This is a genomic window from Microbacterium salitolerans, from assembly GCF_019720895.1.
Lineage (GTDB): Bacteria > Actinomycetota > Actinomycetes > Actinomycetales > Microbacteriaceae > Microbacterium.
The window spans coordinates 144,646-159,275 of record NZ_JAHKSH010000005.1 but is presented as its reverse complement, the minus strand read 5'-3'; the positions used below and the strand labels follow the sequence as shown (position 1 = coordinate 159,275).

Here is a 14,630-nt window from a genome sequence, read left to right as displayed (position 1 = left end):
GGGGCGATGACGAGCAGGCAGCGGTTCGCGGCGCACGGTGCGCTCGCGTCCGCTGTGACGACGCTCGTCGCCGCGATCTCGCACACGCTCGGCGGCGGTGCCGCGCCTGCGCCGATGCTCGTCATCGGCATGGCGGCGCTGCTGGTCGGCCCCGCTGCGCTGCTCATGGGTCGCGGGCCGCGCCTGACGCGCATCGTCCTGACGACGGTGGTCGCCCAGGTCGCCTTCCACGCCGCGTTCGACGCACTCGGCGGACCGGTCGCCGGATCGTCTCCCGCGGGTGGCGGGCACCACCATCATCACGGCCTCGATCTCGCCGCGCTCGCGGGCACCGCGCCGTCGAGTTCCGAGGGTTCCGGGATGCTCGCCGCGCACGTGTGCGCCGCGCTCGCCACGATCGGGATCCTCGCGTACGGCGAGCGCGTGATCCGTCGCGGTGCGTCATGGATCCGCGCCGCCGCCCTCGCCCTCGTCTCGCGACCGCACCTCCCCGACGCTCCGCGTCTCATCGCGCTCACGCGCCCGCGACTCCGCGCCGCGGAGCGCGTGGTCGCAGGAATCCGCGTGCGCGGGCCACCCGTCGTCTCCTTCTGATCACATCCCCGCACGGTCGCGCCTTCTGCGACCGCTGCTCACGCATGCTTTCGAAGGAATACACGATGACAACTCGCACGAAGAAGGGCGCCCTCGCGCTCACCGGCACGGCGATCGCCGCCGGCCTCATCCTGGCACCGACGGCCGCGCAGGCGCACGTCGGAATCGAGGCGGACGAGGCCGTGCCCGGCGCCGAGACGACCCTGACATTCGGCTTCAACCACGGCTGCGACGACTCGCCCACGACGGCGCTCGAGGTGACGATGCCCGACGGTCTGACGGGAGTGCACCCCGTGGCGACGTCCGGATGGACGATCGACCTGGCGCGCGACGATGAATCGGGCCGCGTCTCGACCGTGACGTTCACAGCGGACGAGGCGATCCCGGCCGACCTGCGCGGCGAGGCCGAGATGCTCGTCGGCATCGCCGACGATGCAGAGCAGACGCTTGCATTCCCCGTCGAGCAGGTCTGCGCCGAGGGATCCGTGTCCTGGAGCGAGATCGCCGAGGACGGCCAGGATCCGCACGAGCTCGACTCGCCCGCCCCGGTCCTGACGCTTACGGATCCCGCACCCGCGCAGGCGGACGAGGGCGCGGATCCGCTGGCCATCGCCGTGGGGGCCGGAGCCGCGACGCTCGCGCTGGCTGCGCTGGGGGTCGCGGTCGCCGCGTTCCGCCGCCGCGCCTGACCCATCCGCGCGAGCGCACATGATCCCTGCGCCCGTACATGACATGTCGTGTACACCTGCCGGGATCATGTGCGCTCGCGTGCGGGGCATATCGTGAGAGGCATGCCCGCCACGTACGAGGCGCCTGATCGGCCCCTGCTCCCGGTCGCCGTCGCTCCCGCGCTCGTCGTGTGCCTCGCGGCGTTCTGCCTGTTCGGCCTGCAGATCCGTCCGCTCGGATACGCGCTGCTCGTCGTGGGCGTCGGCGGATCCTGGCTGCTGGCACGGCGCGGGCTCGTCGCCGCCGGCAGACGGGGGGAGGGGCCGCACCTCACGCGCGATCTCGGCCTCATCGCGCTGGGCCTCGTCTGCGCCAGCTCGATCCCGCTCGCGGCGAAGCTCGACGACCTGTCCATGGTCGCGTTCACGCTCGCGCTCGGCGGGGCGGTGGCCGTGCCGTACGTCGTGTCGCGCTTCTGGTTCCGCGACCACGCGATCCGCTTTCCCTGGCGCGGGGGCGGTCGGTGGACGCGGTGGCAGTGGGCGTGGCTGGCAGGAGTCGTCGGCCTCGGCTGGCTGATCCTGCCGTTCTACTTCGTGACCAGCGGGGTGTACCGCAACTGGCCCGTCGTCGACGACGGGAATCTCATCGCACGACTGTTCGTCGGCGTCGGCGCGGTCGGCATCTGGGACGAGCTGTTCTTCATCTGCACCGTGTTCGCGCTGCTGCGCCGTCACGTCGCCGACATCACCGCGAACGGCCTGCAGGCGATCGTGTTCGTCTCGTTCCTGTGGGAGCTCGGCTACCGCGAATGGGGGCCGGCCCTCACGATCCCGTTCGCGCTGCTGCAGGCCGTCATCTTCCTGAAGACCCGCTCGCTCGCGTACGTCGTGACCGTGCACCTGCTGTTCGACGCGGTCGTCTTCCTCGTGCTCGTGCACGCGCACAACCCCGGGGTCCTCGACGCGATCTTCCTCGTGTAGCCGCGGAGCCCGGACGATCTCGGGTCACCACGCCGCTCAGCGCGGGCGGCGAGTGAAGGTCGTGTGCACGACGCCGCTCGCCGACCGCGTCTGCTCGATGTCGAAGCGCTCCTCGATCCCCTCGAGCCCGTCCCACAGGCGCACTCCGCGGCCGAGCAGGATCGGGACGACCGCGACGTGCATGTCGTCGACGAGGTCGGCCGCGAGAAAGTCGCGCAGAATGCTCGGCCCGCCGCCGATGCGCACGTCCTGACCGCCAGCCGCCTCCGCCGCGAGCTCGAGCGCGTGCTGCGGCGATGCGTCGACGAAGTGGAAGACGTTTCCGCCCGCGAGTTCGAGCGACGCGCGCGGGTGGTGCGTCAGCACGAACACGGGGGTGTGGAAGGGCGGATCCTCGCCCCACCAGCCGGTCCAGTCGGGATCCTCGTGCCAGCCGGGCGGACCGAACTTGTGCGCTCCCATGATCTCGGCGCCGACTCCGATCTCGTGCCGGCGTGCGAACACGTCGTCGAGATGCGACGAGCTGCCATGCGCATGGCCCTCGTGCCCTGTCATGTCGCGGAAGGTCGGCGTCTCGATGAGCCACGACAGGAGCCGCGTCCCCGCGTGCCCGAATGGCGCGTCACGGCTCAGACCGACGCCGGTGCCGAACCCGTCGAGGGATACCCCGAAGTTGTGGACGACGGTGCGCGTCATCGTTCCTCCTCGTCGCAGGTCGATGGCGGAAGAGTATCGGCCGCGTCACGCCGGGACCACCCCTCACCGCCTGGTATTGTGGACCGGTCCGCCTCCGTAGCTCAGGGGATAGAGCGCCGGTTTCCGGTACCGAAGGTCGGGGGTTCGATTCCCTCCGGGGGCACCAGCGCGATTCGTCGCGACACACGAGAAGATCCCGGGCCGCTGAGCCCGGGATCTTCTCGTGTCTGGGATGTCGATGTCGGCGCCCGAGGAGCTCTACGCTGGCGGTATGTGCGCGAGTTACGGGCTGGATCCGCGGTTCACAGAGCGCGACTACGTCGATGCGGTCGACGCCGATCTGCTGCAGAAGCTGCGCGGCTGGGCGGAGGAGAACGCCGACGAGACGCTGCGCCCGACGGGGAAGAACAAGCGGAATCTGAATCCGCTCATCGTGTCGAGCGGCGGGGCGCCGACGCTGGAGCTCGCGTGGTGGGGGTATCTCGTCGACGGCGAGCCGGCGAAGTTCCCCTCGATCAACTCGCGCTCCGAGCGCCTGCGCGATCGCCCCGCTGCGCTGCGCAGCCGCGCGATCGTCCCCGCGACGCGGTGGTTCGAGATGCAGAAGCCGAGCCGCACGTGGCACAGCTTCGCCGCCGAAGACGACGGTCTGCTCGGAATGGCCGCCGTCACCCGGCCGGGCCGCACGAGCGACGGCGCCGAGTTCACGTGCTACTCGATCATCATGCGTCCGGGGCTCGAGAGGCACGCGGGCGTCCATGAGCGCATGCCGCTGCTGATCCCGGCCGGCTTCGCGCCGGAGTGGCTGAGCGGCGATGCGCCGGCGCAGGACCTCATCGACGCGGCGCTGGGCGCCGCATCCGCAGAAGACCAGCGCATCCGCGCCCGGCCGATGACCGGGCGCCCGTAGCGCGGATCACTCGACGTACGCTGCGGCGAACTCGCCGGTCGGCGGGATCGGCTGGGCCGAGTGGCGTCGCCTCGACGCGCTCCTCCCCGAGCGCGGCGTCTGACGCGTGCGCTCACGCTCGCACCGGCGGGATCCCGGGCGACGCGGTCTCGCTCCGGGCGACGCCGGTTCGACATGTCGGGGCGCGGAGATCATAAAGATCGGATGATTGCCTTCCACTGTCCGATTGAATCGTGATAATTTCCGACGCATGACTCCCACACCCGCAATGACGCGGCGCACCTTCGGGCAGCTCGCCGGTATCTCCGCTGTGGCCCTCGTGGCCACGTCCTTCTCCTCCAGTCCCGCCATTGCATCCGTCGACGGCGCACCGGCCGTCGAGGAGACCGACACGCAGGTCATCGTCGACAACGGCATCGTCCGCATGGTCATTGATCGATCGAATGGTCGGATGTCATCGCTCGTCTACGACGGCGTCGAGATGGTCGGGCGAGGGAACTATGACATGAACGCCGCACGCGAAGGGGGCGGGCTCCCGCTGCCGCCGGCGGAGAACGGCCTCGTCGTCCGCGCCGAGCAGGACTTCGTCGACGTCGCGTTCCGGCACGCCCCCTCGAGCGGGATGCCGTGCTACCTCGTGCGGCACCACATCCTCCGCGCCGGGGAGGCGGGGATCCACCTCGCCTACAGCTACGACCACCCCGCGGAGTTCCACGGGTTCCGCATCGACCAGCACCGGTACGTGTTCTACATCGCCGGCGACACCTTCACTCACGCGTACGTGCCCGACGACGAGGGGGCCACGCCGTGGCGCGAGCAGGCGGCGCAGATGCCGACCCCCGGAGACCTCTCCCGCGGCCGGACGGTCATGGACGCGACGACCGATCTCGAGGGGACCGGAAGCGCCTACCCGCGCCGGTACTACACGAAGTACGACTGGTCGGCGTACATGAAGGACCATTCGCTTCACGGCCTCTACGGCAGCGGATACGGCATGTGGGCGGCGCTGCCGAACCTCGAGGCGTTCTCCGGCGGCCCCGTGCGACAGGATCTCGTCCTGCATCAGCGCAGCGGCGGCCCCGTTCTCCTCGTCGAGCCGCACGCCACCCACTACGGCGTCCGTCCCGTGCGCGTCGCCGCCGGCGAGCAGTGGCAGAAGACGTACGGGCCCTACTTCGTGTATCTCAACAAGGGCGACGATCCGCGCGCACTGCGACGCGACGCCGAGAAGCAGGCGCGCACCGGCACGCACGCCGACTTCTACGACCGCCTCGCGATCGAGGGCTGGGCGCCGGCGGAGGAGCGCTCGCGGGTGCGGGGGAAGGCGGCGATTCCCGGCGTCGCGCAGCTCGACGGCGCCGTCGTCGTCCTCTCCGACAACCGCACGCCGATGCAGGACACGGCGCTCGGCTACAACTACTGGGCGGACATCGGGAAGGGCGGACGGTTCTCGATCGAGGGCGTGCGAGCCGGGACCTACCGCCTCACCATCTACGGAGACGGCGTATGGGGCGAGTACGTCATCGACGACGTCGAGGTGAGGGCGGGGCAGGACATCGAGCTCGGCCGGATGCTCTGGGAGCCCGAGACCCACGGCGAGACCGTCTTCCAGATCGGCTCACCCACGCGGACGTCGATGGAGTTCCGTCACGGGCGCGATTTCCGCCAGTACGGCCTCTTCCACACCTTCCGCGACGCGTTCCCGGACGGCGTGACCTACACAGTGGGCGAGAGCACGGACGAGGACTGGAACTACGTCCACTACCAGCGTGCGTACGAGGTCGCGGCGCCCGAGGGCACGGTCGTCCCGGAGGACGCCGACGGCGTGTGGCTGTTCGACTTCGGGAGCACGGGAAGCCCGGTGGCCGACGGATATCAGCGCGTCGCGCAGAATACGCTCTACAGTGCGGGCGGCGGGTTCGGCCTCGACCGGTCCGTCTCGTACCGCGATCGCGATGCGGACGGCGACCTCCAGCGGGACTTCACCGTGGGAGGGCCGTACACGTTCTCCGTGGACGTGCCGAACGGCGAGTACGACGTGACGGTCGTCTCGGGTGACGCGATCGCGTCGAACGCGTCGCAGGTCTCGTTCCAGGGCTCCCCCGTCGTCGAGCTCTCTGCCGGGAGCGGCGAGTACGCCGTCCACACCGAGCGCGTGACGGTCGACTCGGGTCGGCTCGACCTCGCCATGGGCGGAGACGGGCGGATCAACGCGGTCGAGATCGTCGACGTCGAAGCAGCCGTCCCCGTGCTCGCGAGCCTCAGCGTGGACGACGCGGAAGTCGTGCCCGGGTTCAGCGCGTTCCGCTCCGACTTCGCCGCCGATGTCCCACACGACCGGGAGAGCGTCGTCGTGCGGGCCGCGGGCCGCGCGGGCGCGGTGGTCTCGATCGGCGGCGCGACGGTGCCGGAGGAGGGGCTGATCGTTCCGCTCGACGCTCAGCATTCGGCGATCGAGATCCATGTGACGTCGGCGGCGGGCGGGGATCCGACCGTCTATCGCCTGCACGTCTCGCGGCAGGAGACGCCGTGGCGGATCCTGTTCGACCTCGATCGCGCGCCGGCGCCGGGCGCGCAGGCGACGCTCTCCGTGTGGCTCGCGGCGTGGGCGATGGGGTCCGCCCTGCCGATTCCGCCGGAGCAGAGCAACCTCACGATCCGCGTCAACGGCGAGCCGTTCGTGTGGACGTTCGAGCCGGACGACGCACGGGGAGCGACCTACCGCTCAGGCTGCGGCGGGCGGAGCTTCCGGCGCGAGTTCGCGTTCGACGGTGCGCTGCTGAAGCCGCAGGGGAACGTGATCACGCTGCAGATCAACGAGGGCGCGGAGCACCTCTGGAACGAGGCCGCGTACGACGCGATCCGACTCGAGCTCGCCTGAGCCGCGTCAGCCCTCGTCGGGCGCGGGGGCCGGCGTCTCCTCGAGGGCGACGACGGGGTCGTCGAGGACCGCGACCTCGCCGAGCGCCTCCACGAGGCGTTCGGCGAGGTACGCGTGGCCGGCGTCGCTCGGGTGGTCGTTTCCGGCCGTCGACGTGTCGATGAAGGCATCGTAGTTCGCGGTCGTGATCCACTCGGCGTCGATCGGCGAGATGTACGGAACGGCGCGCGAGGCCGCCGCGGCGCGCAGCAGCTCGTCGATGCGCTGGGTGCCGGGCTCGACCGGGAGCACCTGCGGCGCCGGGCCGACGACGACGAGGCGCGCATCGGGGTACACGGCGTCGAGGGCGTCCCACGCCTCGTCGACGGCATCGCGGAATCGCGAGAGGTCGTGCGCGCGGTCGTTGATGGAGCCCTGGAGGACGACGAGATCGGGAGCGGGTTCGCGGGGCAGGGCGCGGATCCGCGACGCGTACGTCCCGGCCTCGAGGCCGGCGCGCAGGTAGCCGCTCGCGCGCTCGCCGTCGACGGTCGTGGGCCAGCCGAGCGTCTCGCCGATGCGGTGGGCGTAGCCGAGATCGCGTTCGGTCGCGGCGCGCCCCCATGTCCACGAGTCGCCGAACACGAGCATCGTCGGATCACGGGGGAGCGTGACGACGACGGCGTCTGACGAGGCGGCGACGGCGGGTCGATGCGCCGAAGCGGTCTGCGGGCCGGCGGACGCGCACGAGACGGCGGCGAGGCCCGTGCCGACGATCACGGCCAGGCCGAGCGGAACCCGCGCGGACATCGCGCGCTATTCTCCGTCGGCCATGCCGCCGGATGCCTCCGTGCCGCCTCCGGGCACGAGCGCGCCGAGGTCGTCGACGAGCATCTCGGCGAGGTAGGCGTGGCCGTCATCGCTCGGGTGATGGGCGCCGCGCGTCGACGAGTCGATGATGTCGTCGTAGTTCGCGCGGGTGATCCAGCCCTCCTCGATGGGGGAGATGTAGTCGACGCCCTCGGCCGCCGCAGCCACGCCGAGGAGGGTGTCGATGCGCTCGGTCCGCTGCGAGACGGGGAGGATGCTCGGTGCCGGGCCCAGCACGATGAGCTGCGCGTCGGGGTACTTGGCCTCGACGGCGCGCCAGACGCTTCGCGCGACCGGCGTCAGGCGCGTCAGGTCTTCGCCACGATCGTTGATGGACCCCTGGATCACGATCACGTCGGGTGCGAGCTCGGGATCGAGCTGCAGTGCGCGCGTGCCGAACGTGCCGCCGCGCGCGCCCGCCTTCAGATACCCGCTGCCGTTCTCGCCGTCGACCGTCGTCTCCCAGTCGAGCATCGCTCCGGCCCGATTCGCGTAGCCGTGCTCGGGGGTCGAGGCGACCATGCCGTTGGTCCACGAGTCGCCGAGGATCAGCATCGAGGGACCGGCGGACGCGGTCCCGTGCGGCGCGGCGACGATGGGCCAGTCGCCGGAGACGTCGATGCCGTGCGACTCGGTCGCGCAGGCGCCGAGTGCACCGGATCCGAGCACCACGATGCCGAGGCAGGCGAGGGCGCGACGGATCCGACGGGGCATGGCACCAGCTTAAAGGGGCGTCGCTGAGTCACTCATCACGTTCCGCGCACGATCCGTTCAGGAGCTCACGGCGACACGCCATAGAATCAGAGGCCTATGAATCCCGATGCTCTCGCCTCCGCTCTGCTCGCCGTCCTGACGCCGATCGCCGAGCGACGACGCCCGGGCGAGCCGATCGAGATCTCGGCGACCGACATCACCGTCGAGCGCCCGAAGAACCGCGACCACGGCGACTGGTCGACGAACACGGCGATGAAGTTCGCGAAGAGGCTCGGCGCCAACCCGCGCGAGCTGGCGCAGGAGATCGCGGACGGCCTCGCCGAGGTGGGTGGCGTCGCGTCGGTCGAGATCGCGGGCCCCGGCTTCATCAACGTGCGCCTCGACGCCGCCGCGGCCGGCCAGCTCGCGCAGACGATCGTCGAGGCGGGTGCCGAGTACGGGCGGAACGACTCGCAGGCGGGCAACTCGATCAACCTCGAGTTCGTGAGCGGCAACCCCACCGGTCCCCTGCACATCGGCCACACGCGCTGGGCCGCGCTCGGCGACGCCATCGGACGCCTCCTCGAGGCATCGGGCGCGAACGTGGCCCGCGAGTACTACATCAACGACGCCGGCGCCCAGATGGAGCGCTTCGGCCGCAGCGTGCTCGCGGCGATGACGGGAGACGCGGCGCCGGAAGACGGCTACAAGGGCGCCTACATCGACGAGCTCGCGGAGCGCGTGCAGACGGAGCACCCGGCCCTCCTCGAGCGCCCGGAGAGCGAGCGGCTCGACGCCGTGCGCGATGCGGCCTACGCCCTCCAGCTCGCCGAGATCCAGGAATCGCTCGCGAAGTTCAACGTGCACTTCGACGTGTGGTTCTCGGAGAGCCAGCTGCACGAGGGCTCCCCGAGCCTCATCGACCAGGCCGTCGACCGCCTGCGGGAGCAGGGGCACGTCTACGATTCCGAGGACGCCGTCTGGGTGCAGACGACCGACTTCGGCGACGACAAGGATCGCGTGATCCGCCGCGGCAACGGGGTCTACACGTACTTCGCCGCTGACGCCGCGTACTACCTCAACAAGGGCGACCGCGGGTATCAGCACAAGATCTACCTGCTGGGCGCCGACCACCACGGGTACGTGCACCGCCTCAAGGCCCTCGCCGGCGCGTCCGGCGACGATCCCGAGAAGGACATCGAGATCCTCATCGGCCAGCTCGTCTCGATCAACGGCGCTCGCCTGTCGAAGCGTGCCGGGAACATCATCGAGCTCGACGACCTGCGCGACTGGCTCGGCACCGATGCGCTGCGCTACTCGCTCGAGCGCTACCCGGCCGATTCGCCGCTGTCGCTGGACCCCGACCTCCTCAGAAAGCGCACGAACGACAATCCCGTCTTCTACGTGCAGTACGCTCACGCGCGCACCGTCAACGTCGCGCGCAACGCGGTCGACGCGGGCGTGACGCGCGAGGCGTTCCAACCTGAGCTGCTGAGCCACGAGACCGAGGCGGCCCTGCTCGGCGCCCTGCAGGAGTTCCCGCGCATCGTCGGCTTCGCGGCCGAGGTGCGCGAGCCGCATCGCGTCGCCCGCTACCTCGAAGAGCTCGCGGGGCTCTACCACCGCTGGTACGACAGCTGTCGCGTGACGCCGAAGGGCGACGCCCCCGTCGAGCCCGTGCACGGCACGCGCCTCTGGCTGAACGACGCCACGGGGCAGGTGCTGCGCAACGGCCTCGGCCTCCTCGGAGTGAGCGCGCCCGAGCGCATGTAGTCTCACGCACCCTGTGGACGCGACGAGACCCCGTGCCGGTCGGCAGGAGGTCTCGTCATCGCGGACTGGCGGGGTCAGCGATTGATGCGCTTGCCGCTGCCGTTCTCCACGACGTCGCCCTCGACGCGGGATCCCTTGTACTTGTAGAGGTTGCCGCCGTCCTTCTCGTACGCGTTGCCGTCGACACGGGCTCCGGAGTACAGGAAGAGGTGGCCGCCGTCGTCCTCCGTGACGTTGCCGTCGACGCTGCTGCCGATGTACACGTTGCCGCGGCTCTTCTCGATGACGTTGCCGTCGACGGACCCGCGCGACTGGACGCGGATGAGGCCGTCGTCGTACTCGTGGACGTTGCCCTTGACGAGTCCGCCGTTCCGCACGGCGGCGCCACCCGTCCCGCGCTCGGTGACGTTGCCCTCGACGACGCCACGCCCTTCGACGAAGACGGAGCCGCCGCCGACCTGCTGCACGTTGCCTTTGACCGTGCCGCGGATGACGAGCGTGCCGTTCTTCACGGTGAGGTCTCCGTCGATGGTCTGCCCGGCTCGGACGGTGTAGCTCCCGTTGCGCGTGACGTCGTCGGCGAAGGCCGCCGTCGGCACGAGGGACAGGGCAAGAGCGGCGACTGCGGCGCCGGCGATCGCGGTGCGGATCTTCATGATGACTCCTCGGTTTCTGTCTCGGAACTGCGCCGCGGGAGCGGTTCTCCGTCGGCGGGATCGACGCTATGGAGCCGGCGTGAGGCGCCCATGTGGCCAACGTGAGAAGAGGGTAAGAAGCCCAGAGTCCCCTCGACTCGGGCCGATCGAGCGGATCGCCTAGACTCTGTGGCATCGCCTCTCCCTGATCTCGTAAGGTCCCCCGACGCCCGATGGTCTCTGTGCCCGCCTCCGCGCATCCGCTCGCTCCCGAGTGGCTCATCCGCCCCGACGACGCGAACGACCTCGCCGATCTCGTGTGGCCCGCATCGGCGACGAGGGATCCCGACGGCGTCCTCGTTCTCGGCGGATCCCGCGCGACGGATCTCGTCGAACAGCTCGGCACCCCCGTCCTCGTCATCGACGAGCAGCACGCGCGCGATCAGGCCGCGCGCACCCACCGCGCTTTCGTCGCGGCCACGGCCCGTCACGGGGGCGTCGCACGCGTCTACTACGCGGGCAAGGCCTTCCTGTGCGCCGAGGTCGCGCGGTGGATGATCGAGGCGGGGCTCGGCGTCGACGTCTGCTCGCGAGGCGAGCTCGAGACGGCTCTCGCCGCGGGTGTCCCGGCCGAGCGCATCGGCTACCACGGCAACAACAAGCGCGTCAGCGAGCTCGAGCGGGCGGTGGAAGCGGGTGTCGGCACGATCATCGTCGACTCGTCCATCGAGATCGAGCGGCTCGGCGCCATCACCGAGCGCCGCGGTGTGACTCAGAAGGTGCTCGTGCGCGTGCGGAGCGGCGTGCACGCCGACACGCACGATTTCCTCGCGACGGCGCACGAGGATCAGAAGTTCGGCTTCGCTCTCGACGATGCGGAACAGGCCGTGGCGCGGATCCGAGAGCTCTCGTTCGTCGAGTTCTCCGGCCTGCACTGCCACATCGGGTCGCAGATCTTCGGCATCTCCGGCTTTCGGGAGTCGGCATCGCGCGTGCTCGAGCTGCATGAGCGGCTGCTCGAGGGCGGATCCGTTCCCCTCCTCAACCTGGGCGGCGGGTTCGGCATCGCGTACACGCGCGCCGACGACCCGGCGCCGATCGAGCAGCTCGCCGACGGCATCGTCGACGCGGTCGCCGATGAGTGCCAGGCGCGCGGCATCGAGCTGCCGACCCTGGCGTTCGAGCCCGGGCGCTCGATCATGGGACCGGCGGGAGTGACGCTCTACGAGGTCGGCACGACGAAGCCCGTGCGCGTCGAGACGACCGAGGGGGTCGCGGAGCGTCTCTACGTCGCGGTCGACGGCGGCATGAGCGACAACGTCCGCCCCGCGCTGTACGGCGCCCAGTACTCGGCGCGTCTCGCGTCGCGCACGGGCGACGACGCGCCTGCGCTCGTGCGGGTCGTCGGCATGCACTGCGAGTCTGGCGACATCGTCGTCGACCACGAGTACCTCCCCGGTGACATCACGCCGGGAGATCTGCTGGCCGTCGCCTCGACGGGCGCCTACTCGGCGGCCATGTCGAGCAACTACAACCATGTCCCGCGTCCGCCCGTCGTGGCGGTGCGCGAGGGAGAGGCGCGCGTCATCGTGCGCGGCGAGACGATCGACGATCTGCTCGCCCGCGACGCCGGGCTGCCGTCCCCTGCACTCAACAAGGGAGAGAAATGATCGATCACCGCACTCTGCGCGTCGCCCTTCTCGGCGCCGGCTCGGTCGGATCGCAGGTCGCGAACCTGCTCCTCGAGCGCGCCGACGAGCTCGAGGAGCGCGCGGGAGCCCGGCTCGAGCTGGCGGGCATCGCCGTCCGCGACGTCGACGCCCCGCGCGACGCTCCGCTGCCGCGCGAGCTGCTCACGACCGACGCGCACGAGCTCATCGTCGGCAGCGACATCGTGATCGAGCTGATGGGCGGCATGGAGCCCGCCCGCACGCACATCCTCGACGCGCTGCGCTCGGGCGCCGACGTCGTCACGGGCAACAAGGCGCTCCTCGCGACGCACGGTGCGGAGATCTTCGAGGTCGCCGACCAGGTCGGCGCGACCGTGTCGTACGAGGCGGCGGTTGCGGCCGCGATCCCGATCGTGCGCCCCCTCAAGGACTCGCTGGCGGGTGACCGCGTACGCCGGATCTTCGGCATCGTCAACGGCACGACGAACTACATCCTCGACCGCATGGACAAGGAGGGCGCCGACTTCGACGCGGTGCTCGCCGACGCGCAGGCGCTCGGCTTCGCCGAGGCGGATCCGACGGCGGACGTCGCCGGTCACGATGCCGCGCAGAAGGCCGCGATCCTCGCGAGCCTCGCGTTTCACACGAACGTCCCGCTCGACCAGGTGCACTGCGAGGGCATCACGTCGATCGATGCCGCCGCGATCGACAACGCCCGCAAGGCCGGCTTCGTCATCAAGCTGCTCGCGACGTGCGAGCGCCTGGCGGCCGAGGGCGACGAGGAGGAGGCGATCTCCGTGCGCGTGTACCCGGCGCTCGTCGACCGCGAGCACCCGCTGGCCAGCGTGCACGGCGGCAACAACGCCGTCTACGTCGAGGCCGAGGCCGCGGGACCGCTCATGTTCTACGGCGCCGGCGCGGGCGGCGTCGAGACGGCCTCCGCCGTGCTCGGCGATGTCGTGTCGGCCGCGCGCCGTCACATCGCGGGCGGCGTCGGCGTGGGCGAGTCGGCCAGGGGCGATGCGCCGATCGCGCCGATCGGACGCATCACCACGAGGTACCAGATCACGCTCGACGTCACGGACGAGCAGGGCGTCCTCGCCGCCGTCGCGGGCCTCCTGAGTGACGGCGGCGTCTCGGTCGCGACGGTCGAGCAGACGGTCTCCGAGGATGCGAGCGGCACGAGCCGCGCCCGCCTCGTGATCGGCACGCACAGTGCGCGCGAGCAGGCGCTCAGCGACACGGTCGAGACGCTGGCGGCGGCAGACGTCGTCGAGCGCGTGGTCAGTGTGCTGCGCGTCGAGGGAGACTGACGATGGTCGGCGCGGGGGAGCGCACGGTGCATGTGCGCGTCCCCGCCACCAGCGCGAACCTCGGACCCGGCTTCGACACCCTGGGGCTCGCCCTCAGCGTGTACGACGAGCTCGAGGTCACCGCGCTCGCCGACGGCGCACTCGAGATCGAGGTGACCGGATCCGGATCCGAGGAGATCCCGCGCGATGAGTCGCACCTGATCGCGCGGACGATCCGCTACTGCTTCGAGGCGGTCGGGCATCGGGCGCCCGGCCTGCGCATCGTCGCGCGCAACGGGATCCCCCACGGCAAGGGCCTCGGCTCGTCGGGTGCGGCCGTGGCGGCCGGCGTGCTCGCGGCGAAGGGCCTGCTCCAGGGAGAGGCCGAGCTGACCGACACCGACCTGCTGCGTCTCGCGACGGAGCTCGAGGGGCACCCCGACAACGTGGCGCCCGCGCTGTTCGGCGGTCTGACGATCGCGTGGACCGAGAACGGCGTGCCGCAGCACAAGAAGCTGCTCGTCCACCGCGGCGTCGCTCCCGTCGTGTTCGTGCCCGACCACACGATGTCGACGTCGCGTGCGCGCAGCGTCCTCGACCCCGAGGTGTCTCGTGAGGACGCGGTCTTCAACGTGTCGCGATCGGCGCTGCTCATCGCGGCGCTGACGCAGAGTCCCGACCTGCTCATGTCCGCGACGGACGACAGGCTGCACCAGGAGCGCCGCGCGCAGGCGATGCCCGAGACCTTCGCACTCGTCGGCGCGCTGCGCGCGCGCGGCTTCGCCGCGGTCGTGTCCGGCGCGGGCCCGAGCATCCTCGTGCTCGCCGACGGACCCGGTCGCCGCCTCGAGGCGGTCGACGTGGCGGCGGAGGCGACCGACGGATCCTGGCACCCGCTCATGCTCGCCGTCGACTTCCTGGGCGGAACGGCGAGAGAATCGGTCGACGCGAGAATGGAGATCCCCGGTGACGGATCGTGATGTGA

13 protein-coding genes and 1 tRNA gene are annotated in these 14,630 nt (G+C 70.8%); 10 read left to right on the top strand and 4 right to left on the bottom strand.

Annotated features, from left to right (window positions below):
• Nucleotides 1–6 precede the first annotated feature (6 nt).
• The 3 genes from KOL93_RS12705 (at nucleotide 7) to KOL93_RS12695 (ending at nucleotide 2,246) form a co-directional block, all read left to right on the top strand.
• The gene (locus KOL93_RS12705) at nucleotides 7–594 is read left to right on the top strand and encodes a hypothetical protein (RefSeq protein ID WP_221585763.1); all 588 of its coding nucleotides are present in this window, start codon (nucleotides 7–9) and stop codon (nucleotides 592–594) included.
• Between the two features lie 65 nt (nucleotides 595–659).
• Nucleotides 660–1,283 carry a YcnI family copper-binding membrane protein gene (locus tag KOL93_RS12700; protein WP_221585762.1) on the top strand — a complete coding sequence of 208 codons (624 nt, stop codon included), beginning with the start codon at nucleotides 660–662 and terminating at the stop codon, nucleotides 1,281–1,283.
• 102 nt (nucleotides 1,284–1,385) lie between these two features.
• Nucleotides 1,386–2,246, top strand: a complete 861-nt coding sequence (locus tag KOL93_RS12695) for a CPBP family intramembrane glutamic endopeptidase (protein ID WP_221585761.1) — start codon at nucleotides 1,386–1,388, stop codon at nucleotides 2,244–2,246.
• Nucleotides 2,247–2,282: 36 nt separating this feature from the next.
• Here the strand turns inward: KOL93_RS12695 and KOL93_RS12690 are convergent, their stop codons facing one another.
• Complete coding sequence (locus tag KOL93_RS12690; protein WP_221585760.1) at nucleotides 2,283–2,942, bottom strand: dihydrofolate reductase family protein; 660 nt, start codon at nucleotides 2,940–2,942, stop codon at nucleotides 2,283–2,285.
• 90 nt (nucleotides 2,943–3,032) lie between these two features.
• On the opposite strand from KOL93_RS12690, the gene KOL93_RS12685 reads away from it, so the two are divergent.
• The 3 genes from KOL93_RS12685 to KOL93_RS12675 all read left to right on the top strand — a co-directional run bounded on the left by KOL93_RS12685 (nucleotide 3,033) and on the right by KOL93_RS12675 (nucleotide 6,733).
• Nucleotides 3,033–3,108, top strand: a tRNA-Arg gene (locus KOL93_RS12685).
• A 105-nt stretch (nucleotides 3,109–3,213) separates the two neighbouring features.
• Nucleotides 3,214–3,852, top strand: a complete 639-nt coding sequence (locus KOL93_RS12680; RefSeq protein ID WP_221585759.1) for an SOS response-associated peptidase family protein — start codon at nucleotides 3,214–3,216, stop codon at nucleotides 3,850–3,852.
• A 250-nt stretch (nucleotides 3,853–4,102) separates the two neighbouring features.
• Nucleotides 4,103–6,733: a polysaccharide lyase family protein gene (locus tag KOL93_RS12675; RefSeq protein ID WP_221585758.1), complete on the top strand. Its 2,631-nt coding sequence runs from the start codon at nucleotides 4,103–4,105 to the stop codon at nucleotides 6,731–6,733.
• A 6-nt stretch (nucleotides 6,734–6,739) separates the two neighbouring features.
• On the opposite strand, the gene KOL93_RS12670 is transcribed toward KOL93_RS12675, so the two are convergent.
• Together KOL93_RS12670 and KOL93_RS12665 are read right to left on the bottom strand one after the other, a co-directional pair.
• Nucleotides 6,740–7,522, bottom strand: a complete 783-nt coding sequence (locus KOL93_RS12670) for an SGNH/GDSL hydrolase family protein (RefSeq protein WP_260406561.1) — start codon at nucleotides 7,520–7,522, stop codon at nucleotides 6,740–6,742.
• A 6-nt stretch (nucleotides 7,523–7,528) separates the two neighbouring features.
• The gene (locus KOL93_RS12665) at nucleotides 7,529–8,296 is read right to left on the bottom strand and encodes an SGNH/GDSL hydrolase family protein (protein ID WP_221585757.1); all 768 of its coding nucleotides are present in this window, start codon (nucleotides 8,294–8,296) and stop codon (nucleotides 7,529–7,531) included.
• Nucleotides 8,297–8,392: 96 nt separating this feature from the next.
• Between KOL93_RS12665 and KOL93_RS12660 the strand changes: the two genes are divergently transcribed.
• Nucleotides 8,393–10,048 carry an arginine--tRNA ligase gene (locus KOL93_RS12660; RefSeq protein ID WP_221585756.1) on the top strand — a complete coding sequence of 552 codons (1,656 nt, stop codon included), beginning with the start codon at nucleotides 8,393–8,395 and terminating at the stop codon, nucleotides 10,046–10,048.
• Nucleotides 10,049–10,122: 74 nt separating this feature from the next.
• Here the strand turns inward: KOL93_RS12660 and KOL93_RS12655 are convergent, their stop codons facing one another.
• Nucleotides 10,123–10,704, bottom strand: coding sequence for a bactofilin family protein (locus tag KOL93_RS12655; protein WP_221585755.1), 582 nt, complete (start codon nucleotides 10,702–10,704; stop codon nucleotides 10,123–10,125).
• A 212-nt stretch (nucleotides 10,705–10,916) separates the two neighbouring features.
• Here KOL93_RS12655 and lysA point away from each other — a divergent pair, with 212 nt between their 5' ends.
• Genes lysA through thrB form a run of 3 tightly spaced genes read left to right on the top strand, consistent with a single transcriptional unit; the run spans nucleotide 10,917 to nucleotide 14,625 of the window.
• Complete coding sequence (lysA, locus tag KOL93_RS12650; protein WP_221585754.1) at nucleotides 10,917–12,353, top strand: diaminopimelate decarboxylase; 1,437 nt, start codon at nucleotides 10,917–10,919, stop codon at nucleotides 12,351–12,353.
• Nucleotides 12,350–13,666 carry a homoserine dehydrogenase gene (locus KOL93_RS12645; protein ID WP_221585753.1) on the top strand — a complete coding sequence of 439 codons (1,317 nt, stop codon included), beginning with the start codon at nucleotides 12,350–12,352 and terminating at the stop codon, nucleotides 13,664–13,666. Before lysA ends, KOL93_RS12645 begins: the two co-directional genes overlap by 4 nt.
• 2 nt (nucleotides 13,667–13,668) lie before the next feature.
• A complete protein-coding gene (gene thrB / locus KOL93_RS12640; protein WP_221585752.1) occupies nucleotides 13,669–14,625 on the top strand; it encodes a homoserine kinase in 957 nt (318 codons plus the stop codon).
• Nucleotides 14,626–14,630 lie beyond the last annotated feature (5 nt).